24 protein-coding genes are annotated in these 23,560 nt (G+C 31.9%); 6 read left to right on the top strand and 18 right to left on the bottom strand.

All coding sequences use genetic code 11. The annotated features are described in order from the left end of the window. Positions 1 to 443 precede the first annotated feature (443 nt). Positions 444 to 1,304, bottom strand: a complete 861-nt coding sequence (gene fdaB / locus AC3WQX_RS11155) for a class IIb fructose-bisphosphate aldolase FdaB (protein ID WP_002435762.1) — start codon at positions 1,302 to 1,304, stop codon at positions 444 to 446. A gap of 220 nt (positions 1,305 to 1,524) precedes the next feature. Between fdaB and AC3WQX_RS11150 the strand changes: the two genes are divergently transcribed. Continuing rightward, positions 1,525 to 2,046, top strand: coding sequence for a DUF2529 domain-containing protein (locus AC3WQX_RS11150; RefSeq protein WP_002435809.1), 522 nt, complete (start codon positions 1,525 to 1,527; stop codon positions 2,044 to 2,046). A gap of 344 nt (positions 2,047 to 2,390) precedes the next feature. On the opposite strand, the gene pyrG is transcribed toward AC3WQX_RS11150, so the two are convergent. The 3 genes from pyrG to AC3WQX_RS11135 all read right to left on the bottom strand — a co-directional run bounded on the left by pyrG (position 2,391) and on the right by AC3WQX_RS11135 (position 5,838). Next, positions 2,391 to 3,998, bottom strand: coding sequence for a CTP synthase (pyrG, locus tag AC3WQX_RS11145; protein WP_002435764.1), 1,608 nt, complete (start codon positions 3,996 to 3,998; stop codon positions 2,391 to 2,393). 295 nt (positions 3,999 to 4,293) lie between these two features. Continuing rightward, on the bottom strand, positions 4,294 to 4,830 hold the full coding sequence (gene rpoE, locus AC3WQX_RS11140; RefSeq protein ID WP_002435872.1) for a DNA-directed RNA polymerase subunit delta: 537 nt from the start codon (positions 4,828 to 4,830) through the stop codon (positions 4,294 to 4,296). A gap of 147 nt (positions 4,831 to 4,977) precedes the next feature. After that, positions 4,978 to 5,838 carry a GNAT family N-acetyltransferase gene (locus AC3WQX_RS11135; RefSeq protein ID WP_023351346.1) on the bottom strand — a complete coding sequence of 287 codons (861 nt, stop codon included), beginning with the start codon at positions 5,836 to 5,838 and terminating at the stop codon, positions 4,978 to 4,980. 223 nt (positions 5,839 to 6,061) lie between these two features. Here AC3WQX_RS11135 and coaW point away from each other — a divergent pair, with 223 nt between their 5' ends. Further along, positions 6,062 to 6,859, top strand: coding sequence for a type II pantothenate kinase (gene coaW, locus AC3WQX_RS11130; RefSeq protein ID WP_002435515.1), 798 nt, complete (start codon positions 6,062 to 6,064; stop codon positions 6,857 to 6,859). 86 nt (positions 6,860 to 6,945) lie between these two features. Here the strand turns inward: coaW and AC3WQX_RS11125 are convergent, their stop codons facing one another. The 3 genes from AC3WQX_RS11125 to AC3WQX_RS11115 form a co-directional block, all read right to left on the bottom strand. Continuing rightward, entirely contained in the window at positions 6,946 to 7,611 is a 666-nt protein-coding gene (locus tag AC3WQX_RS11125; protein WP_023351345.1) for a DUF2750 domain-containing protein, read from the bottom strand. Positions 7,612 to 7,801: 190 nt separating this feature from the next. Continuing rightward, complete coding sequence (gene ldmS, locus AC3WQX_RS11120; protein WP_023351344.1) at positions 7,802 to 8,992, bottom strand: L-aspartate--L-methionine ligase LdmS; 1,191 nt, start codon at positions 8,990 to 8,992, stop codon at positions 7,802 to 7,804. Continuing rightward, entirely contained in the window at positions 8,992 to 10,176 is a 1,185-nt protein-coding gene (locus AC3WQX_RS11115; protein WP_023351343.1) for a M20 family metallopeptidase, read from the bottom strand. The genes ldmS and AC3WQX_RS11115 overlap by 1 nt, the downstream gene beginning before the upstream one ends. 351 nt (positions 10,177 to 10,527) lie before the next feature. On the opposite strand from AC3WQX_RS11115, the gene AC3WQX_RS11110 reads away from it, so the two are divergent. Beyond that, entirely contained in the window at positions 10,528 to 10,998 is a 471-nt protein-coding gene (locus AC3WQX_RS11110) for an S-ribosylhomocysteine lyase (RefSeq protein WP_049427253.1), read from the top strand. Positions 10,999 to 11,259: 261 nt separating this feature from the next. On the opposite strand, the gene AC3WQX_RS11105 is transcribed toward AC3WQX_RS11110, so the two are convergent. Genes AC3WQX_RS11105 through deoC form a run of 4 tightly spaced genes read right to left on the bottom strand, consistent with a single transcriptional unit; the run spans position 11,260 to position 14,800 of the window. Further along, positions 11,260 to 11,610 carry a DoxX family protein gene (locus AC3WQX_RS11105; RefSeq protein WP_023351341.1) on the bottom strand — a complete coding sequence of 117 codons (351 nt, stop codon included), beginning with the start codon at positions 11,608 to 11,610 and terminating at the stop codon, positions 11,260 to 11,262. Further along, positions 11,607 to 12,797 carry a phosphopentomutase gene (deoB, locus tag AC3WQX_RS11100; protein WP_002435879.1) on the bottom strand — a complete coding sequence of 397 codons (1,191 nt, stop codon included), beginning with the start codon at positions 12,795 to 12,797 and terminating at the stop codon, positions 11,607 to 11,609. The genes AC3WQX_RS11105 and deoB overlap by 4 nt, the downstream gene beginning before the upstream one ends. 12 nt (positions 12,798 to 12,809) lie before the next feature. Further along, on the bottom strand, positions 12,810 to 14,111 hold the full coding sequence (locus AC3WQX_RS11095; RefSeq protein WP_049427250.1) for a pyrimidine-nucleoside phosphorylase: 1,302 nt from the start codon (positions 14,109 to 14,111) through the stop codon (positions 12,810 to 12,812). A gap of 26 nt (positions 14,112 to 14,137) precedes the next feature. Next, complete coding sequence (deoC, locus tag AC3WQX_RS11090) at positions 14,138 to 14,800, bottom strand: deoxyribose-phosphate aldolase (RefSeq protein ID WP_049427248.1); 663 nt, start codon at positions 14,798 to 14,800, stop codon at positions 14,138 to 14,140. Between the two features lie 292 nt (positions 14,801 to 15,092). Between deoC and deoD the strand changes: the two genes are divergently transcribed. Then, entirely contained in the window at positions 15,093 to 15,803 is a 711-nt protein-coding gene (gene deoD, locus AC3WQX_RS11085; protein WP_002453735.1) for a purine-nucleoside phosphorylase, read from the top strand. Between the two features lie 136 nt (positions 15,804 to 15,939). Here deoD and AC3WQX_RS11080 read toward each other — a convergent pair whose 3' ends face one another. The 6 genes from AC3WQX_RS11080 to AC3WQX_RS11055 all read right to left on the bottom strand — a co-directional run bounded on the left by AC3WQX_RS11080 (position 15,940) and on the right by AC3WQX_RS11055 (position 21,281). Further along, positions 15,940 to 16,386, bottom strand: a complete 447-nt coding sequence (locus AC3WQX_RS11080) for a Dps family protein (RefSeq protein WP_002435760.1) — start codon at positions 16,384 to 16,386, stop codon at positions 15,940 to 15,942. A 253-nt stretch (positions 16,387 to 16,639) separates the two neighbouring features. Then, complete coding sequence (locus tag AC3WQX_RS11075; protein WP_002435797.1) at positions 16,640 to 17,050, bottom strand: thiol-disulfide oxidoreductase DCC family protein; 411 nt, start codon at positions 17,048 to 17,050, stop codon at positions 16,640 to 16,642. 267 nt (positions 17,051 to 17,317) lie between these two features. Next, positions 17,318 to 18,694 carry an EVE domain-containing protein gene (locus AC3WQX_RS11070; RefSeq protein WP_070597713.1) on the bottom strand — a complete coding sequence of 459 codons (1,377 nt, stop codon included), beginning with the start codon at positions 18,692 to 18,694 and terminating at the stop codon, positions 17,318 to 17,320. Positions 18,695 to 18,931: 237 nt separating this feature from the next. Next, entirely contained in the window at positions 18,932 to 19,162 is a 231-nt protein-coding gene (locus AC3WQX_RS11065; protein ID WP_002453738.1) for a hypothetical protein, read from the bottom strand. A 62-nt stretch (positions 19,163 to 19,224) separates the two neighbouring features. Beyond that, complete coding sequence (manA, locus tag AC3WQX_RS11060) at positions 19,225 to 20,163, bottom strand: mannose-6-phosphate isomerase, class I (protein ID WP_049427244.1); 939 nt, start codon at positions 20,161 to 20,163, stop codon at positions 19,225 to 19,227. Positions 20,164 to 20,627: 464 nt separating this feature from the next. Further along, positions 20,628 to 21,281 (bottom strand): SDR family oxidoreductase, encoded by a 654-nt coding sequence (locus AC3WQX_RS11055; RefSeq protein ID WP_049427241.1) that lies wholly within the window; start codon positions 21,279 to 21,281, stop codon positions 20,628 to 20,630. Positions 21,282 to 21,436: 155 nt separating this feature from the next. On the opposite strand from AC3WQX_RS11055, the gene AC3WQX_RS11050 reads away from it, so the two are divergent. Together AC3WQX_RS11050 and czrB are read left to right on the top strand one after the other, a co-directional pair. Beyond that, positions 21,437 to 21,754, top strand: a complete 318-nt coding sequence (locus tag AC3WQX_RS11050; RefSeq protein ID WP_030062749.1) for an ArsR/SmtB family transcription factor — start codon at positions 21,437 to 21,439, stop codon at positions 21,752 to 21,754. Position 21,755: 1 nt separating this feature from the next. Next, on the top strand, positions 21,756 to 22,736 hold the full coding sequence (czrB, locus tag AC3WQX_RS11045) for a CDF family zinc efflux transporter CzrB (protein WP_492740231.1): 981 nt from the start codon (positions 21,756 to 21,758) through the stop codon (positions 22,734 to 22,736). 57 nt (positions 22,737 to 22,793) lie between these two features. Here the strand turns inward: czrB and AC3WQX_RS11040 are convergent, their stop codons facing one another. Further along, the gene (locus AC3WQX_RS11040) at positions 22,794 to 23,525 is read right to left on the bottom strand and encodes a metallophosphoesterase family protein (RefSeq protein WP_002453743.1); all 732 of its coding nucleotides are present in this window, start codon (positions 23,523 to 23,525) and stop codon (positions 22,794 to 22,796) included. Between the last annotated feature and the right edge of the window lie 35 nt (positions 23,526 to 23,560).

Raw genomic sequence — 23,560 nt, 5'->3', positions numbered from 1 at the left:
GTTATTTTAGCAACTTTACACATAAATAGTGTCAAAGTTTCTCGCTAAATAATAATACTCTAATAATTAATATTAGACTATTACCTCATATACAACTTCTTAATCGTTAAATTTTTGTTTATTTATGATTTATATATCTTTTATTTTTATGTAACATCTGATTAATTTGAGGAAATTCATTTAAATGAATTTCATTCTGATTCAAGTATAGCATAAATAAGACTATTGAAACCTTTGTTCAATGGGCTCAGACTGTAGACAAACCCTTTCACTCATTGTCATTTCATGCATGCCTAGCTCATTTACTAGTGGTAAACTCCCGTCGTTATGCATTTTAAGACCTTGATTAAAAGGGAATTCTATCAGTCTTCATCTTCTAAAATATTCCATAAAAAAGACCATTGAAACCTTTGTTCAATGGTCTATGATAATGATTTATCAAATTATTTAGCTCGGTTAGAAGTTCCGAATTCTCTAATTTTACCTTTTACTGTTTCTTTAATTGCTTCACGAGCTGGTCCTAAATATTTACGAGGATCGTAAACATCTTTATCGTTATTTAATACATCACGAACAGCTTTAGCTGAAGCAATTTGGTTTTCAGTATTTACATTGATTTTAGCAGTACCATAAGGAATTGCTTTTTGAATGTCTTTAGTTGGGATACCAGTTCCACCATGTAATACTAATGGTAATCCAGTAGAAGCGCCAATTTCTTCCATTTCTTTAAATCCTAATTTTGGTTCACCTTTGTAAGGACCATGAACTGAACCTAATGCAGGTGCTAAAGTATCGATGCCAGTCTTTTCAACTAATTCTTGGCATTCTTTAGGATCAGCGTAGATAACGCCGTCAGCTACTACGTCGTCTTCTTGTCCGCCTACCGTACCTAATTCAGCTTCTACAGAAACGCCTCTTTCATGTGCATATTCAACTACTTTAGAAGTAATTTCAATATTTTCTTCGAATGGACTATGTGAAGCGTCAATCATTACTGAAGTGAATCCAGCATCAATCGCTTCTTTACATTTTTCGAAACTTGAACCATGGTCTAAGTGAATTGCAACTGGAATTGTAATGTTTAAATCGTGAATTAAACCTTCAACCATTTTTACTACAGTGTAGAAACCACTCATATAACGAGCAGCACCTTCAGATACACCTAAAATAACTGGTGCATTCTCTTCTTGTGAAGCTTCTAAAATAGCTTGTGTAAACTCAAGGTTATTTAAGTTGTATTGACCAACTGCATAACCGTTTTCTTTCGCATCAATTAACATTTCTTTCATTGAAACTAAAGGCATGAAAGTTCCTCCTTGAGTGCATAAGTGCACGTATTTTTCAAAAATCATTATATCAAAAATACATAGTTAATGCATTCGAATACTTTATATAATATTAATAATTTTCACAATCCTTAGATTTTAAACTGTTGCAACCGCATTCATTTTAACAATCAGTCAAATATTGCATTACTATAATGTATTATTTAAAATGTTTTATTGAAAAGAATGGAGGAAAATCATGTCAAAAATTCTAAATACACAATTGACTGGTATCTTTAATAGGCTTGAAAAGCAAGCATTAGATATACAAATGGCAGCACAATGTTTAATACAAGCTATTGGCGGTGAGGGTTATGTTTATGTTAAAGGATATGAAGATTTAAAATTTTATGAAGCTTTTGTATTGAATAGTAATGAAAAGCTCGAATCAAGCCGTTCACTAGATGACTTAAAATCTATGAGTGAAATTGATTCTACAGATAGAGTGTTTTTATTCTCACCTTTTTACAATGAGGATGTAGAGCAAGACGTTCAACGTTTAATTGAATTAGATGTCGATTTTGTATTAGTTTGTAACAATCCAAAACGTGATGATTTTCCAGAACATTTAATGCATTACGTTAACCTTTCAACACCTAGACCTATTGTTTATACTGAAGATTACGATAAGATTGTTCAACCTCATGCGATGGCATTTAATTATGTATATTATGAAATTTACACTCAAATGATAGAGATGACACGAGATTTAAATCTATAACTTAAGTTTCTACATTTGCGCAAACTATATAATCAGGTATCAAACTTATCGCTATTCATATTAAATTTTCATAAATTTATACACTTCATTATTTTAAACATTAACTCAAGTTACACTTAAAATATAATTGAGATTGCTATAAAAAAATTAGCAATCTCTTTTTTTATATTTTAAAAGTGCTTTATTTATATAGTCTGTTTATTTGTAAAAGTAGCCTCTTAAGAATGTGAAAGCACACGACACAATATACAGATAAAAAAACAGTAAAAAGATTGCTATCAATCTTCTTACTGCTTTGGTTTTAATACTTATTTATCTAAATTTTAAATATAATCAATTAACGATTATTGTTGTTGATATTTAAGTGAAGCCTCAATAAATGATCTAAAGATTGGTTGAGGACGGTTTGGTCTTGATAAGAATTCAGGGTGGAATTGACATGCAATGAAGAAGTCATTTTCCGGAATTTCAACAATCTCTACTAAACGTCCATCAGGGCTTGTACCTGAGAATACCATTCCATTATCTTCTAATTGCTCTCTAAATTCATTGTTAAATTCATAACGATGACGATGACGTTCTTCGATGTCATTTTCAGAATAAATAGATTCTGCAAGGGTGCCTTCTTTAATATGACAAGGATATAAACCAAGTCGAAGTGTACCACCTAAATCTTCAATATCTTTCTGTTCAGGTAATAAATCAATAATTGGGTATGGGGTACTTGGATCTAACTCAGCTGAATGAGCGCCCTCTAAACCTAAAACATTACGTGCATATTCAACAGTAGCTAGTTGCATACCTAAACAAATTCCAAAGAAAGGAATGTTGTTTTCACGGGCGTATTTAATTGCTGAAATTTTACCTTCACTTGCACGGAAACCGAAACCACCTGGAACTAAGATACCATCAACGTCAGATAAATAACTTTCAACGTTATTATCAGTCACTTCGCTTGAATCTATCCATTTAACAACAACATCTTTCTTGAATGGATAGCCGGCGTGTTTTAATGATTCAACAACTGATAAATATGCGTCTTGTAAGCTAACATATTTACCAACTAATCCTATTGTAATCTTACCATCAAGATGATTTACCGTATCTAATAAGTGCTCCCACTCATCAAGTTGAGTTTCATACTTAGCGTTTAATTGTAGACGTTTAATGACGATATCGTCCATATCTTGGTCACTTAATTGGAGTGGAATTTCATAAAGTGATTCAGCATCGCGACATTCAATCACGCTTTCTTTGTTTATATCACAGAATAATGCAATTTTATCTTTTAAATCTTGAGTCATTTCGTATTCTGTTCGAACAACAATTAAATCAGGTTGAATTCCTAGTCCACGTAATTCTTTTACACTGTGTTGAGTTGGTTTCGTCTTCATTTCACCTGCTGCTTTAATGTAAGGTAATAAAGTACAATGTACATACATTACATTATCGCGGCCTAAATCACTTCTTATTTGACGAATTGCCTCTAAGAATGGAAGTGATTCAATATCACCTGTCGTACCACCTATTTCTGTAATAACAACGTCAGCGTTTGTACTTTCTCCAGCTAATAATAATCTTTCTTTAATTTCATTTGTAATATGTGGGATAACTTGTACTGTGCCACCTAAGTAATCACCACGACGTTCTTTCTTTAATACATGAGAGTAAACTTTACCTGCAGTCACATTAGAATATTTATTTAAATTAATATCGATAAAACGCTCATAGTGACCTAAGTCTAAGTCTGTTTCTGCGCCATCATCAGTTACAAATACCTCACCATGTTGATATGGACTCATTGTACCTGGATCCACATTTAAATATGGATCAAATTTTTGAATTGTAACTTTAAGACCTCTATCCTTAAGCAATCTTCCTAGAGAAGCGGCCGTAATCCCTTTTCCTAATGATGACACTACTCCGCCTGTTACAAAAATAAATTTTGTCATTGTCTGACCTCCTGTATAATTTAGGGTTGCTACCTCGTTGTTATTATATTAATTAAAATTGTGAGTAACATGACGACCATGATATGACATGTTTATAGATTTTAAATTACTCTACAATTCTGTTCACTTTAAAATATTTAGTCATTTAAAAATAAAAAAACGCTCCCTCTCACAACAATTGTAAGGGGGAGCGTATCTAGTTAATACACGTGTCCTAATTAAAGGAGCCCGAATAAAATTCTATCATCTTTTAATTAAAAATAAAAGTCCCACTTTAAAGTTCAGAAAATAAGAATTAGTCGTTGAAGTCTTCCTCATCTTCAAATTCTTCTTCTTCCTCTTCAGCAATATCATCATCGTCATCTTCTTCAATCACGATATCTGAATCATTGATTTCTTCTTCTACTTCTTCGTCTTCTGGATCATTTAAAGTTTCTTGATCATCAGTTTCAGCAGGAATATCATCGTCCTCATCAATGTCATCTTCACCTAATAATTTAAGGTTTTGATCTTCTTCATCATCGTCATCAAGAATATCAAATTTTTGAATTGTAGGTGCAATCTTTTCTTCAATATCGTCAACAGAGTACCAATCGCGAAGCCCCCATTGATTTTCGCCGACATTTAAGAAACGACCATCTGTATTAAGATCAGTATAGAATTGAACAACACGATTCTCAATATCATCGTACTCATAACCACCTAGAGATTTAAACTCGTCGATAATATCGTATAAATTCATTGTTGTTTGTTTATCATTTAATAAAGTGTAAGCCATATCGATAAATGACTTCTCATCAACCATTTCTTTTGTGTAATCTTGAATTTTCATTAAAATACTTCCTTTCAAAGGATTTTTCTCTTATTTAAACGTCAAATTTTCATTAATTAATAGTAACAAAAATAAATTATAAATGACAACTACTGATTTAGCAATCACTACTCGTAGTTCAATTGATGTAAACTTTCAGTTGATAGACTAGTAGTTGATATACTTTTCAAATAGAACATAGTCTTCAGCTTCTTCAATAACCACAAAATTACTATTATCACATAAAGGTTTTAATTCATTATTCTCTCCATATAACGTTATAGCCAAAACCTTGATATCATCAAAATGTTTACGAATATAAGTTGGCAATTGTCTTAGAGCACTTTCCGCTATACCTTCGTTACGATGCTCTTTATTAACTTCTATTGCTGAAATTCTCATTCTATCTTCAATCTGTTCAATAGCAATAAATCCAACTTTTTCATTATCTTTAAGTAAATTAATTACATGAATATTAGCCTCATTTGAAGTTTCGCTTTCAACTAAGCGAAGTGAAGAAACATGTTTAGAATCTAAGTCTAAATAATAGAGTCGTTCTTTACCAATAGGGCCTTCCTCTTTAGTAGCAGTGTGCATAAAGCCAGCGCGTTCATAAACGTTCCACGCTCCTTTATTTTCAGCATCAACTACTAGATACAAATGATTAAAATCTGGGAATAATTCTTGCACATATTGAGGTAAGAACATCATCATCTTCGTTCCATAACCATGACCTTGATATTTCTCATTTACTGATAGAGATCGAACATAAACGACATTTTCAGGTGTATCATAGCCTTCATGTTGATAATATTGATGTAAGACAAAGAATCCCACCACTTGTCCCTCTTGATTCATTGCAATATTGGCTACTCTGTTTTCATCATTTAAAGCATCATCCAAAACTGTTTTAGGTAATGAGGAATAAATCTGCTGTCTCTCACTTAATTTAAATTCATTCACTGCTTCACGATACTTTTCTTCAAACACTTGGACTGTAATACCTTCAAATTCTTTTTTGATAAACATTTATTTAATCCCCTATTCGTTAATTACAACTTCTATTATATATGAAATAAATATTGATTACTATTTAGCTCAATTTTCTTTTTGAAAATTTATCTTACAATAGCATTACCCTATTAAGAAATTAAACAACCTTAAATATAAATTTATTTAAATAATGCTTGTTTTTCAGAGATTTTAATATACTATAGTGAGTGACATATTTTTAATGTGGAGTGAGAGTCTAATGAAGGTAGGTATTGATGCCGGAGGTACATTAATAAAGATAGTTCAAGAACAAGGTAATGAACGCTTTTATCGAACAGAACTTACAACAAATATTGATAAAGTCATTGACTGGCTAAATAATGAAGACATTGAGTCGCTTAACTTAACTGGTGGTAATGCTGGCGTCATTGCTGAGCATATCAAAATTTCAGCACAAAGCTATGTTGAATTTGATGCATCGTCCAGAGGGTTGCGTATATTGTTAGAAGAACAAGGTCATCATATTGATACTTACATATTTGCTAATGTTGGTACAGGGACTTCATTGCACTATTTTAATGGTCAGGATCAACAACGTGTGGGTGGTGTAGGTACCGGTGGCGGTATGATTCAAGGGTTAGGTTACTTGTTATCAAATATTACTGACTATACAGAGCTTACTAATTTAGCACAAAAAGGCGACCGGGATTCTATTGATTTAAAAGTCAAACATATATACAAAGACAGCGAACCACCTATTTCAGGAGATTTAACTGCTGCAAACTTTGGGAATGTGTTACATCACCTAGATAACAATTTTTCTTCCGCAGATAAGCTTTCATCTGTGATTGGTGTAGTTGGTGAAGTCATTACAACAATGGCTATTACCTTAGCCCGTGAGTATCAAACCGAAAATGTAGTATATATAGGTTCATCATTTAATAATAATAATTTACTACGTGAAGTAATTGAAAATTATACAGTATTGAGAGGTTTTAAACCTTATTATATTGAAAATGGTGCATTTTCAGGTGCACTAGGTGCTTTACATTTGTAAATAATAAAACAACGGTAGTGAATTAAAGGAAAATAATTTTTTTAAAATTAATTTCCCATTCACTACCGTTGTCATTATTTAATAAGTTAAAAAGTTATTTCGTTAGATAATTTTTGTGCAGATACAACTGTGCCCACGACTCCAGGTTTTAAGTCAATAGCTACTGCTTTATCATCATCACGTAACTTATCTAACCACTCTCCAAAAACTTTACCTTCAATTTCGATAATTTCACATTCCTCAAAATCTTCATCTCGTACCTTAGACGCACGATTTTTAATACTCCAAACCGGCATAATATGAGGTTTTTGATGTTCATCATCACTAATCATGACAAAGTTTTTTTCATTTTTATTAGTTAAACCATAAACTTCATCGTATTTAGCTACATCTTTAACAAATTCTTTAATTCTGATGTCATCAAGTTCTGACATCAACTCATCAGTCATTTTAATAACATCCACTAATTGTCCATTTTCTTCATTATTAACATTAACTAAGATTTCATCACCTTCATCAAATAAATCATCTAATTCATATGTGACGAATCTGTCAATATCAGCTCGAACAACCTTATCATAATCTATAGAATGTTGAGATAAATATGATTCAGCCATAGCTTCATCTGTCCACATAGCAATATAAGATTGTTCTTTTTGATTTAACCTTACTAACTTCTTATTTTTTGAAGCAAAATAAATATATTCGTTTATTAAAATATCCTTGAAAAATGCTTCATATTTGTACGACATGTCAAACCCTCAATTCATTAGTTATTCGTATAGTGTGTCAATTTAAATGTTAAACGACTAATAATTGATAGTCAATCGTGTACAATTAATAATATTATTTCGTTATAGCCTGTAATTAAATCTGGTTATTTCTGAAAATTTCGAAAATATAAATTTTACTAAAGATCTATTTGCATTTGTCGAGTATGACTTATAAACCTAATTCTTTAATAAACTCATTTTCATGCTGAATAATTTCTTTTTTACTTGAACCGTGCCATATACATCCAAATCGAGAATTCACTTTATCTTTGCCATACCAATCGCCATCATAATATGAAAGTGGATAAAGAACACCCTTCTTGATATATTTAATGATTGTATTATAAAAATGTGTATTATCACCGTTAGAAAAATAACTATAAAATTTATGATATCCTTTTGCTAAATCCTTTGCGAGCAACAACATACTTGTTGAACCATTTTGTCTAAAATTCAAATCAATTGCAAAGACGTCATTATTTTTATCTACTAACAAATCAAATCCAGCAACCCCAAAGAATCCTTTACTTACGCCTATCTCCATAATTTCTTTGCCGGCATCAATGACATGCTGAGGTACATCATTAACATTTTCATTCCCGTTATAAAAACCATACTCATTCGTTAGTTGTTGGGCTGTACCTAAATATTTAATTCCCAAATCAGGAGCATAAGCATATTGAACGCAGTAGTTATTAACCGCTTCAATTTTTTGTTCAATTATTAAATAATCTGTAGCTTCAGTGGCTTCTTTAATGCGAATTTTAGCTTGTTCTAAATCTTGATCATTGTAGCAAATCATTACACCATAGCCACCTGCTGTAGGTAAGTCATCTCCGGGTTTAATTACGAATGGATAAGACCAAGACTTAATTCGAGTTTCAAATTCTTCTATAGGTACAATCTCTCTATCAGGTAAATATTTGTTGTTCGTCCATTCAGGTATCCTTGATTTATTATTTAAAGCAACAAATATGTCTTTATTAAGTGCATAATACTCTTTCTCTAAAATATCTTCATCATGTATATATTGAAAATAAATTTTCTTACCATCTTTATGAGCTAAAGTTTGTAATAATTCTTCATATGTCTCTTTATTATTAAACTTGTAAATGTGAGTTGGAATTTGCTTTCCTACTAATTTAAATAGGTATGCTAATTTCTCAGTAACACTTGCTTCATGCACAATAACTGGAAAGCGATTAGCGATGAGTAATTCTCTTCCAGTTAAAAAATTAGATTGATGTTCATCAGGTTTTAACCATGGATTAGAGATATATGAAGGTCTAGATGTATAAACCACATCATCATTGTATAAATCACTTAAAGTCAACATCGGACCATTTACTTTTTCATTCATTATTTAACATGCCCCTTTATATGAGTATGTTCTTCAACAATTTCATTGAATAACTTCTCATTTTCAATTAATTCTAAGCCCATTAAGGCTAAGATTTTAGCTCCTCTTATTAAAGCTTGATCACCATGAACACTTGCAGCCGCTTCTCTGAAACGATGTGTATGCCCTACAAGATTACGTGAACCGATTTTAATATGAGGATGAATAGTTGGAACTATGTGACTCACGTTACCCGTATCTGTTGAACCATAACCGAAGTCATCATTAATGACTTTCTCTCCCATTTCTTCAGCATACTTTTCAAATAAGTCATCTAATTTAGGCGATTTGATAAATTCATTTACACCGTTTTGAATGGGACCAAATTCATAATCACAACCTGTTTGAATGGCTGCCCCACGCGCAATTTCCTTTACCTTTTCTGTTAATACATCTAGTTCTTTACGAGATGTAGCTCTGGTATAAAAACGAGCATGTGTATAATCAGGTATAATATTTGCAGCTTTCCCACCATCTAATATAACGCCATGTACACGTTGTCCCTTTTTTATATGTTGCCTTAACTGTGCAACACCATTGAAATAAGAAATCATGGCATCAAGGGCATTAAGTGCTTCGTCTGCATTTTCAGAAGCATGAGCACTTCGTCCATAGAATTGAATATCTAATACATCCACTGCCAGAGTGTTGATGGTACGATATGTTTCATTACCTGGATGTACCATGAGCGCAACATCTATATCTTCTATAATGCCTGCTTTAACATAAGACGCTTTAGCAGAACCATTTTCTCCACCTTCTTCAGCCGGACATCCTAGTACAACAACTTTACCACCTATCTCGTCTATAACTTGTTTTAAAGCTGTCCCCCCTAAAACGCTTGCTGTTCCAATAATATTGTGACCACATGCATGTCCTAGTCCAGGTAGTGCATCATATTCTGCTAAGAAACCAATTGTAGGACCTGGTTTATCAGACTCGTATGAGGCAATAAAACCTGTAGCATGTCCAGCAATATCTGTTTCTATTTCGAATTCATGCAATTTTAGAATATCGATTAACGTTCTTGACGCAAATATTTCTTCATTTCCTAGTTCAGGGCGCTCATGAATACGATGACTGATTTCAACATAATCATATTTTTTATTTTCTATAAAATCTAATATCTCTTGTTTTGCACTCATTGTACCTAACTCCCTTGAAAACCTTACTAGCTTAATTCAGTTTATACTTTATTCATACTCATTATTTAATGATTATTACTCAAAACTATTACTTAAAGAGGAGGAAAGATAACTAACTTTTTTCTAACATACACTAGCTTTTTTCACTTTCCTCAATTTAATTATTACTTATTCTATCGGAATAAATAATTGTTGTCATTACTTTTTAACATATATACACAATTTTCTTACAATTCAAACGCTAATTGCTTTGCTACTTTTTTCAAAATTGTCATTCACATCGAGGATTGTTACAATCAAATTATTGAAATGAACAATAAATTGCGTAATTGCAATAAGGAGGATACAATCATGCCTAAAATGAACGTTGAAAGTTTTAATTTAGATCATACTAAAGTTGTTGCACCATTTATCCGTTTAGCGGGTACGATGGAAGGATTGAATGGAGATATTATCCATAAATATGACATCCGTTTCAAACAACCTAATAAAGAACATATGGAAATGCCTGGTTTACATTCTTTAGAACACTTAATGGCCGAAAACATTAGAAATCACACTGATAAAGTTGTTGATTTAAGTCCTATGGGTTGCCAAACTGGTTTCTATGTATCATTTATTAATCATGACGATTATGATGATGTTTTAAATATTGTTGAAAAGACATTGAACGATGTCTTAAATGCTACAGAAGTGCCAGCTTGTAATGAAGTGCAATGTGGATGGGCAGCAAGCCATTCATTAGAAGGTGCTAAAGAAATTGCTCAAGCTTTCTTAAATAAACGCGACCAATGGAATGATATTTACGGTACGGAAAAATAAATGAATTTAATATTAAATAAGACTCTAGATTTACTTGCTTATCGCAAGATGATCTAGAGTCTTTCTTTTACTACATAATTATTTATTATTTAGAATTTCAACGATATCTTGAGGTTTACGTCCCAATAAATCTTCCAATAAAGAAGAAGATTCATCAAAATCACCATCAACACTTGCTTCAAAAATATCGACAAACATTTGTTTCATTTAAAAAAAAATAAAACTACAACTACTCAATAGCAGTTGTAGTTCAATAATGAATTATAGTTTCTTAACAATACCCATTAATACAAATTGTAATGGTAATCTTAAATAAAGTGCCCATTTAGGAACTTCTTTATCACCCAATGGTAATTTTTTACGTGCCATATAAATATTTGCAGGGAATACTGCTAATAGGAATAAGTTAATTCCTTTCTTCAACCAACTTGCTGGTCTTTGAATTAATAGCATCATTCCAAAGAAGATTTCAAAAACACCTGTAACTAATACAGCTGTTTTTTGTAAAGGTAAATAATCTGGAACAATATTTCTAAATTGACGTTCATTCGTAAAATGTAATACACCAGCTGTTCCAAATGCGATTCCTAATAGAAATCTTAAGAATTTCATTTATGTTCAACTCCCATTTCTTTTAAATAACTTTTACCGTATTCTGGTAATTCTACGTTGAAGTTATCTGCAATTGTAGCACCGATTGAACTAAATGTCGTGTCTTGAGATAGTTCATGATACTGATTAATCTTAGGACTAAACATTAATACTGGTATATATTCGCGTGTATGATCCGTACCATCGGCTATTGGGTCATTTCCGTGATCAGCTGTAATAATCACTAAATCGTCTTCTTGTAAGTGTTCAATTAATTCCGGTAAACGATTATCAAAGTCTTTAATAGCTTGAGCATAGCCTTCTTTATCTCGTCGGTGACCATAAAGCGCATCAAAGTCTACTAAATTTAAGAAACTAATCCCTTTGAAGTCTTTTTGTACTACTTCAATGAGTTTGTCCATACCATCCATATTATTTTTGGTACGAATGGCTTCTGTCACACCTTCACCATCATAAATATCATTAATTTTACCAATAGCAATGACATCGTAATCATTATCTTTTAACGTATTCATCACTGTTTTACCAAAAGGTTTCAATGCATAATCATGGCGATTTGATGTACGTGTAAAGTTGCCAGGTTCACCTACATATGGTCTTGCAATAATACGTCCAATTAAATACTTAGGGTCTTTAGTTAATTCACGAACTTTTTCACATATATCATATAATTCATCAAGTGGAATGATATCTTCATGAGCAGCAATTTGAAGTACAGGGTCAGCACTTGTGTAAACAATTAAATCGCCTGTCTTCATTTGATGTTCGCCCCACTCATCGATGATTTGAGTACCTGAAGCGGGACGATTTGCAACAACTTTACGTCCTGTCATCTCTTCAATTTCCTTAACAAGTTCATCTGGGAAACCATTAGGATATACTTTAAATGGTTGCATAATATTTAAACCCATAATTTCCCAATGTCCAGTCATTGTATCTTTACCAACAGAAGCTTCGCTCAATTTTGTATAAAATGCACCTGGTTTTTCAACCTTAGAAACTACTGGTAAAGAATCAATATTTCCTAATCCAAGTCGTTGTAAATTTGGAAGTTCTTGATTAAATCCTTCTAAAGTGTGTTTGAGTGTATGAGAACCCTCATCTTTAAATGCAGCCGCATCTGGACCCTCACCAATACCTACTGAGTCCATAACGATAAGATGGATTCGATTAAACGCTGTAGTCATTCTTTACATCTCCTACTCGGTTATAATTTTGTGAATTAAGGTTGGTGTTTCACCTTTTTCTTCAATTGTAATACTCTCGTCTAATTTGTCTAATATTTCATTAACATTTTCTTTATTGCTATGAATAGTGAGAATATTATCTCCTTGTTTGACAGAATCCCCAACTTTTTTATTTAGAACAATCCCTACACCTAAATCAATTTTATCTTCTTTAGTTTGACGTCCTGCACCAAGCATCATTGAAGCAACACCGATTTCATTTGCAATCATCTTGGTAATCACGCCATCCTTTTTCGCTTGAAAATGAATTTGATAGCGTGCATGAGGCAACTTATCTGGGTTATCAACAATAGACGAATCACCACCTTGGTGACTAATAAAGGTTTTAAATTTCTCTAAAGCTTTACCTGATTGAATAGCTTCCTCAAGCATTTGACGTGCTTCTTCTAATGATTGAGCTTTTTGAGCTAACACTACCATTTGTGAGCCTAATGTTAATACAAGTTCCGTTAAATCTTTTGGCCCTTGGCCTTTTAGTGTCTCAATCGCTTCTTTTAATTCTAAAGCATTACCAATTGCACGACCCAATGGTTGGCTCATATCAGAAATAATCGCCATAGTATTTCTACCTACATTATTACCTATACTTACCATTGCATCTGCTAATGCTTCTGCTTCCTCTAACGTTTTCATGAAAGCACCGCTCCCGGTTTTAACATCAAGAACAATTGCATCTGCACCAGCTGCGATTTTTTTACTCATAATTGATGACGCGATTAATGAAATAGAATTAACAGAACCCGTCACATCTCTTAGTGCATATAGTTTTTTATCAGCTGGTGTTAAATTTCCAGATTGACCTATAACAGCAACTTTGTTTTCATTAACAAGTTTAATAAATTCTTGTTCACTTATCTCTACATTAAAACCATTTACTGATTCTAATTTATCAATCGTTCCACCAGTATGACCTAAACCACGACCACTCATTTTAGCTACAGGTACACCCAATGACGCTACTAAAGGCGCTAATACTAGTGTTGTCGTATCTCCTACACCACCAGTAGAGTGCTTATCCACTTTTACACCTTGAATTTGAGATAAATCAATCTTATCTCCTGAATTAACCATTGCCATCGTCATTGCTGCTCTTTCTTCTTGGTTCATATCTTGGAAAAAGATGGCCATAGCTAAACTCGAAGCTTGATAATCAGGGATGTCACCTTTCGTATAACCATTAATAAAAAATTCAATCTCTTCTTCTGTTAGCGCATGTCCGTCACGTTTTTTCTCAATAATATCTATCATTCTCATAAAAATCATTCCCTTAAATGAATCTTTTAATAATCTGAGTTGGAATCAAGACCCTCTATAATTTGGGCTCCCGCACTTGCACCAATTCTTGTCGCACCTGCTTCAATCATTTTTTCAAAGTCTTCTAGACTTCTCACTCCTCCAGACGCTTTTACTTCTAAGCGGTTGCCTACAGTATCTTTCATTAATTTGACGTCTTCTGGTGTAGCTCCCCCACCAGCAAATCCTGTAGATGTTTTAACAAAAGTAGCGCCTGCTTTTTCAGCTAATTCACAAGCCTTAACTTTTTCTTCATCAGTTAAAAGTACTGTTTCAATTATCACTTTAACTGTTTTTCCATTAGCAGCTGCGATAACACCCTCAATATCTTTTTGCACTTCATCATAGCGTTGATCTTTTAAAGCCCCAATATTAATAACCATATCTATTTCTGAAGCACCATTTTTAATTGCATTTTCAGTTTCGAAGACCTTTACGTCAGTCGTAGTTGCCCCTAATGGAAATCCGATTACAGTACACACAAGTACATCTGTATCTAGTAATTGTTGACTTGCATAACTAACATGAGTTGGATTAATGCACACTGATTTGAATTGATACTTTTTAGCTTCTTCAAGAATTTTATCAATTTGTTCTCTAGTTGAATCAGGTTTTAGTAAAGTATGATCTATATATTTTGCTACGTTCATTTCCGTTCCTCCATTTTTCAAAAGATATGTAACAGCTTACTAAGAATGAAACTAGCAAACAAATATAAGTCCTGGTATACTTCTGAAGATGACAGAAAAAAGTGTCTAGAAGTCACTAAATTTTAATTTAATTTGTTATACAGCTTCACACTTAGTTAATAATCACATAATATTTACTTACAATTATATAGTACAAAAATTCGCATAAAAGATAAACAAATGTTATCTTATATTGTGATATAAAGCTTTTTAATCTATATTGATAACTTAAATAATAAGGAGAAGATAACTTATGACGAATGGTACACCTCATATTCAACCAAATGGTGTAAAAATTGCTAAAACTGTATTAATGCCAGGTGACCCGCTACGTGCAAAATATATTGCGGATAACTTCTTAGAAAATGTTGAACAATTTAATGAAGTACGCAACATGTTCGGTTATACAGGAACATATAAAGGTAAAGAAATCTCAGTTATGGGGTCAGGAATGGGAATTCCAAGTATTGGTATTTACTCTTATGAGTTATATAATTTCTTTGATGTAGAAACAATTATTCGCGTGGGTTCATGTGGTGCACTTCAAGAGGATGTTAATTTATATGATGTAATTATTGCTCAAGCTGCATCAACAAATTCAAATTATGTAGATCAATTTAATATTCCTGGACATTTTGCGCCGATTGCTGATTTTGACTTAATTACTAAAGCTAAAAAAGCAGCAGACGAAATTGGTGCTACTTCACATGTGGGAAATGTATTATCATCTGATACTTTTTATAATGCAGATGCAACATTTAACGATGCATGGAAGAAAATGGGTATATTAGGAATTGAAATGGAATCAGCAGGTTTATATTTAAATGCCATCAATGCAGGTAAAAAAGCACTTGGCGTCTTCACAGTTAGTGACCATATTTTACGTGATGAAGCTACAAGTGCAGAAGAAAGACAAACATCATTCACTCAAATGATGGAAATTGCACTTGAAATTGCTGAATAAAATATTAAAGGATCAACACTAGTACTTAGTGTTGAAAATAAAAATAGCAGTAAGAAGATTCTAATTGAAATCTTCTTACTGCTATTATTTTTAGCAATTATGTCCAAATTTATTTTTTAGAACGTTGTCTATCAAATTATTTACCTAAATAAGATTGTAACATCCAATTATGTTTATCAACTGAAGTTTGCATGCCAATAAACATATCTTCTGATACATCATCACCTGCATTACCTGCTACTTCTATTGCATGTTCTAATTGTTTAGAAATATTAGTGAAATCATGTGAAAGTTCTTCTACCATTTGTTCAGCTGCATAATTTTTTCCAGCCTCTTTAACAATTGATTTATCTAAGCTTTCAGTTAAAGTACCGATTGGGTTACCACCAATAGCTAAGATTCTTTCTGCTAAATCATCTACATATTGGCTAGCTTCATCATAAAGTTCTTCGAATTTAGTGTGTAATGAGAAGAAGTTTGGTCCTTTTACGTACCAATGGAAATTGTGTAATTTTGTGTATGCTACTGTCCAGTTTGCTACTTGTTGATTTAATTCTTTTACTACATCTTGTTGATTACTCATTTAAAATACACTCCTTAATTAATCAGCTTTCCTTGATTGCAATAATTATTATATTATAATAATTCTAATCTGTAAAGCAAAATCACACTTTTATTTATAATTATTTCAAATTGTTGTCGAAATTATGACGATGCTTATTTGCATTAATAAATGAACTCATTACATACAAATTCTAATATTTTCTAATATTGAAAGTTATTTTAACTTTTTGACTTCCACCTATATATTATCAATTAGTAGTCAAAATTATCAATTAAGTTAACTTGATTTTAGCATTATCATCTAAAAAGAATGATTTTTCATATTCAGTAGGCTTATGCCAGTGTGTCTTCCACATTTTGTCTCTATTATTAGCAAATAAATTATAACCTAAATCACGTATTGTTTTCGGCAGTACTCTTAGACCTATACCTAACCATTTTTTATTGTTTGGCAACGAAGTAATAAGCGTAGCAATCGCGTCTGATTTATATTCTAAATGCTCACCTTTTTGCAAGATTACACTATTTCTATTTTTGGCTTCGGGATGTTGATTAAAAAATTGTTCGCCAATCTCACCTTTTATAGTTGCGAACTCATAGCTCTTAGAAAGTCCATTTTGAATAAGCCAAATCGCATAATTATAACAATAAATGCAATTACCGTCATAATATATAATAGGCATATTAAATACCTCCTTTATTAACTCTTACAATTACATTTCCTTTTTTCAAAACATCATAAACACGGCCTCCTCCTCATTTACAAACATTTCTTTAGTAATTTTAATTAATTGAAATAAAAGCATTTGTATTTAACTTAATGGCGATTAAGAATCTTTAAAACATAAAAAGCTCCCCTCAAAACTTTCACTTATTAACGTAAAGAGTTTGAGGAGAGTCATTTCAAATTTAATTTCTAAAATTTAATTAAGATATTCTATTAAACTAACTTACTCTGAATGATTAACGCGTACAATGCGCGTATACTTAAGAAACTGTTGAGAATACTTCTGTTTAATGTCCTCTATAGAATCATATGTTACACCAATAATATGCCAATTAGGATTAAAGTGATAGAAGGAATCTTTGTTTTTAGACCATTTAATCATACTTCCATCTTTATTGTACCTAGGTAATGTCACCTCATAACCTTCTAATACATTAATGTACGTTTGGAAGATATCTGGATCGATACGATTAAAATTATCAATAACTAAATAATTTTTATCTTTGGTAGGCATTAATTGCGTAATAAATCCTTCGCGATAATATAGAGCGCCTGATTCATTTGGTAAATATTTGCCATATAACATATCCTCTGTAAAATCAGGATGTCCACTAGTAATGACAGGATTTGCATTTGTTTTTTGCAATAAATCATTAGCTGCTTTTAAGCCTTCTTCTTTTCTATCAACAACTAATAATATAAATGGTTTGAGTGAATCATCATTTTGATATTCAGTGACTTCTGATTTTTGAACTGTCTCGAATGGATTTTTAATACCATTATTGTCACTCATTTCTAATATAGCATCATATTGTGTTTGTGACATACTCGCGATAGCTTGTTTAGCATTTTCTTGTAAGAAATATAAATTCTTTAATTTCTGATGTTTATTTAAATGACCTAAAGAAATTGGGTCAATATTCTTGCCATACAAGATTTCTATAGCCGTACTATTCGTTCTACCTGGAATTGGAGGTTTCTCATGAATATGACGAGCCACTTCGCCGATACCTACTACTGATTGATCTTTTTCTTTATTATAGATAATAATATTATCTCCAACTTCAAGTTGTGTATAGAAGTGATAACCATTTCTTTTTATTCCATTGTAAGTATGCGTAAAAATTGTATAATTTTTACCTGGTTCAAAGTCATCTGTTTCAGATAATAAAAAGTATCTTGGGATTTTAGTTTCCCCTTTTCCTAAACTTACAATTAAATCAAATTCTGATTGTTTAATTTGATTAAACAACGTTTCTTTCATATTATTCATACGAAAATCTAAAGCTTCACTTCGTTTTAAATAGTCGGTTGTCAATGATTTCAGTTCTTCATTGAATTTAAATTCTACCCTGATTTTATTTTGAGCGCCTGCTTGAACACTTATGATTTCGCCTATACCTAATAAACCAGAATCGGTTTGTACTTGATAAAAGATGACTTGATCTCCTGCTTTGGCCTTTTTAAAAGCACGAAATCCTTGAGAAGGATTGAAATGTGCACCCGATTCAAATAAAGTTGTTTGACCTACAAGGGGTTCATTGTGATTCCATCTATTATAACCACAGTTTAGCCAAAAATAGTTAATTTCCTCAGTCATTATGATACTCCTTATCTAACCTATAATTTAAATAAATGTGTATTACGAATACTTTGATACAAATTTTAAATTCATTTTATCATAATTTTTATCACACATTTTCAATATTCTCTAACAATTAGCTGTTTTTATCATTTTAAGAAAAAGAAGCTAAGACAACTCATCTGTCTTAGCTTCGAATAAAAAGTCATTAAAACTTTTGATAAACATTTACATAACCTATAATAAACAAATTTATTAATGAGGTGTAATCATGCTACCTAATAACGGAATGACGTTAATCATTACTCCACCTAATTTAAGCATAGCATTAATATCTTTATCTTTAATCGTAATCAAAGCACTAATAATACCTACAATTGCTACAACTCTCGGTAGAATTAATGTAGGGTAATGTGGCATATGTAAAAATATTCCAGCTCCTGAAATCATTCCACAAATGAGAGAAATATATAAAAATTGCTTCAAAACTAACGCTCCTTGTATGATTAATCTCTATATAATTACTAGCAATTTATTTTTAATCAAGCTTAAATATAACTAATTATAAGCGTAAAATCACCTTCGAATACGCTATCTAAATCTTCAGATGTTAAAACAAAATTAGTTCCCTTTTCAATCTCAAAAATTTCACCATCAATAATAATTTTACCATTACCTTCTAATACAGAAATTAAGCAAAATTCACGTGGCTTCATATAATTTAATGTACCTGAAATTTCCCATTTTACTATAGTAAAGAAGTCATTAGACACTACGTGGGTGCAATTGTGATTCTCTATCACTTCGTTCTGAGGTACAATATTTGGCAGTTCACTAGAGTACTCCATTACGTCTAATGCTTTAGAGACATTTAGTGTCCGTTGTTCATTGTTATTAAGTTTACGATCGTAGTCATATACTCTATATGATACATCAGATGACTGCATTGTCTCATATGCCATGATTCCAGCGCCTATAGAATGAATTGTGCCAGCAGGAATAAAATAAAAGTCTCCAGGTTTAACTTTAATCTTTCTTAAGTTTTCTTGGAACTTGCCTTCCTTTATTTGTTGTTCAAATTCTTCACGAGATGATGCTTTAGTGCCAATGGTAATTTCAGCATCTTCCTCCGATTCGATAATGTACCAACATTCGGACTTGCCATATTGACCATTTTCATTTTCATAAGCATATGAATCATCAGGATGAACATGTATTGATAAAGGTGCCTCAGCATCAACAATTTTAGCCATTAAAGGGAAATCTTTACTTGGAAACTCGCCAAATAGTTCTCTATGGTCGTTCCAAACTTGATCTAGTGTCTGCCCCGCATAAGGTCCATTGAGAATTTCACTCTTACCATTCGGATGTGCGGATATTCCCCAACACTCACCTATATGCTCATTTGGAAGATGATATCCAAATTGTTGGAGTTTACTTCCACCCCAAACCTTTTCATGAAAAATAGGCTTTAAAAATAACGGCATCATTACACCTCCATTATCTTAAACGTCAACTTAATCTATCATTCTAAAGTTAACTTAAGTATACTTATCTCCTTAAAGACATTTTTCACTTTATTATTAAGTAGTTTCTATATTTCTAAAGAGACAACAGTCAATTTAATAATTATGTATTGAGTTCCCTAACTTTAAGTTATATCCATTATTTTTCATTATCACTATTTATGATTGTACCACATTTCAAAACCTAAAGAAGTACCGAATTTTTTGAATAAAAATTATTATTTAAAAACAAATAGAACAAATCATCTTTAATTCAATTTTAGTTTATCAAACGCTTCACTAATTAATTAAAGTTTTGCATTATTATTAACAATATCAATCTGAAGTTAAATAAACCATTTTTCACTCGATAATTTAAAACAAATAACAGCCGAATCACCTAAAAGGTAACTCGACTGCTTTTGCTAATATCATTTTTATAACGATTATTCATATTTTTGTATCGCATCTTTAATTTCTTTATCGCCACTAAGAATTTGAAATTCTTGATTAGCAAATTTATCTGATGTAACTACTTCTTTAAGCACTGTTGCTACATCGTCTCGAGGAATAGACGCACGTTTATCAAAGTATAAATCTGCTTCAATTTTACCAGTACCTTCATCATCAGTAAGTCTTCCAGGATGCACAATTGTATAATTAAGACCAGAATTTCTTAAATAATCATCTGAGTAGTGTTTAGCAATTGTATACGGTTTTAAATCGCCAGCAGAATCGAAAGCTTCTCTTCTTGAATCATAAGTTGAAACCATTACATAGTGCTTAATGTCCGCCTCTTTACTTGCTTCAATAGTTTTAACAGCACCGTCTAAATCAACTATAATTGTCTTATCATCGCCTGTACTGCCACCTGAACCTACTGAGAAAATAACTTTATCGTAATTGTTGAAGAGTTGAGTTAAATCTTTAACAGTGGCTTTTTCAACATCTACCAACGTTGCATCGACATCTTGGTCCTTTAATTCTTTCACTTGTTCCTCTTTACGAACACCTGCAGTAAAATCAATATTATCTGATTTTAATTGTTGTACTAATCTTGAACCTACGCCACCATTAGCACCGATTAATAAAATACTCATTCTTAACGTCCTCCCTTTTTAAAATCGTAATTGATGTTTACCACCCATTTTCAAAAAGTAAACCCAATAAAAATACGATTGACATCACTACCGCAATAAATTATATTAATATATGAACAAATATTCATATAAAGAGGTGCTTCAAGGTGAATGACATTGATCAAAATAAACATACCGATGTAGATACTTTAAGCAAAGTCACTGAGATATTCAAAGCTTTAAGCGATCTCAACCGTTTACGTATTATGGAATTATTAGAATTTGGAGAAGCAAGTGTAGGACACATTTCACATACATTGAATATGTCTCAATCAAATGTGTCACATCAACTAAAGTTATTGAAAAGTACACACTTGGTTAAATCAAAGCGACAAGGTCAATCTATGATATATTCTTTAGACGACAAGCACGTATCTACATTACTCAAACAAGCCATTCATCATGCTAGTCATCCAAATGAAGGTGGAAGTTAATATGACAAATCACAATCATCAACATCATAGTCACAATCATGCACATGGTCATGTCCATACAAATAATAAGAAAGTACTTTTAATCTCTTTCTTTATTATAGGATTATTTATGTTAGTAGAAATCATCGGTGGATTTATTGCCAATAGCTTGGCCTTACTCTCTGATGGATTTCACATGTTAAGTGACACCATCTCACTTGGCGTAGCACTTATCGCATTTATATATGCGGAAAAGAATGCTACACAAACTAAAACCTATGGCTATAAACGCTTTGAAGTGCTCGCTGCTTTATTCAATGGCGTAACTTTATTTATTATCAGTCTTATGATTATTATCGAAGCTATTCGTAGATTTTTCGCCCCTCCAGAAGTGCAATCTCAAGAGATGTTTATTATAAGCTTAATTGGCTTAATCGTTAATATTGTAGTTGCAGCGTTAATGTTTAGAGGCGGTGATACATCTCATAATTTAAATATGCGTGGCGCCTTTATCCATGTATTAGGTGATCTCTTTGGTTCAATTGGTGCAATCGTAGCAGCATTATTAATTTGGGCGTTTAACTTTACTCTTGCTGATCCTATCGCTAGTATTCTGGTGTCACTAATTATTTTAAAAAGTGCTTACGGTATAGCAAAATCTTCACTAAATATTTTAATGGAAGGTACACCTAGTGATGTAGACCTAGAAGCAGTGATATCTACAATCACTAAAGACGAACGCATTCAAAATGTACATGATTATCATGTTTGGACTATATCAAATGATATGAATGCACTCAGTTGTCACGCAGTTGTTTCAGAGCAATTAACAGTTAAAGAATGTGAAAATCTTTTAGAAACCATTGAACATGATTTATTGCATCAAAATGTTCAACACATGACAATACAACTTGAAACACCTAAACATAAACATGATGATTCAACATTATGTTCAGGTATTCATAAACACATACACACTCATACACATGCCAATAGTCATTAAAAATATCCTCAAGGGCAAGACACTTCCAATGTCTCATCCTTGAGGATATTCAATTATTTACATAAAGTTTTTAAAAATAAAGTCTCTTGCTGGTACTTGTTTTTCAGCAAAACCTTCAATAAATTCTTCTTCATCATAGTCTAGTTTTACACGTTCAACAGAAATGCCTTGTTCATTAATTGTAACAATACCATATACAGTATGAGCTCCGTTATTTAATCCCACTGCACCTGGATTAAAGTAAATTGTAGATTTATCATCAAATAAATGTAAACGATGATTGTGGCCAAATAGTATTAAATCCGCGTCTTTATCTTCAAAAAGCTTAGAAATCTCTTGCTCATCATCACTAGCCATCGGTGCGAAAGGTTGCCCTTCAATTCCTACTTCTAATTTTTCATTAGGAATTTCATAATGAATAAATAAAACCTTTTTACCTTTAATAGTCTTCTCAATGTATCGTGGTAATTGATTTAATTCATCATAATATGATTCATCGAGGTGGCTTTCTATCCATTGATGATGCTCATAAAATTTGCCTTTAAGATCTTCAGGATATTGTGTGTTATTAACTAGTGTCATGATTGCTTCATCATGGTTACCGGCAATCATTTCCATATCATCACGATCAAATACAGTATCTAAAACTTTGTTTGTCTCGTGTCCAATACCTATATTGTCGCCAAGATTATAAATTTTATCGATATCTTCTCTACTATCAATATCATCTAACACCTTTTCTAATGCATCATAATTACCATGGATATCAGTAATAACTGCAAATTTCATGATGATATCTCCTTTCAATGTGAATTTACTAGCAT

Source organism: Staphylococcus sp. FW104-15G4D, assembly GCF_058790135.1.
Note: the sequence above shows the minus strand (reverse complement) of the source record. Positions and strands in the feature narration are given on the sequence as shown.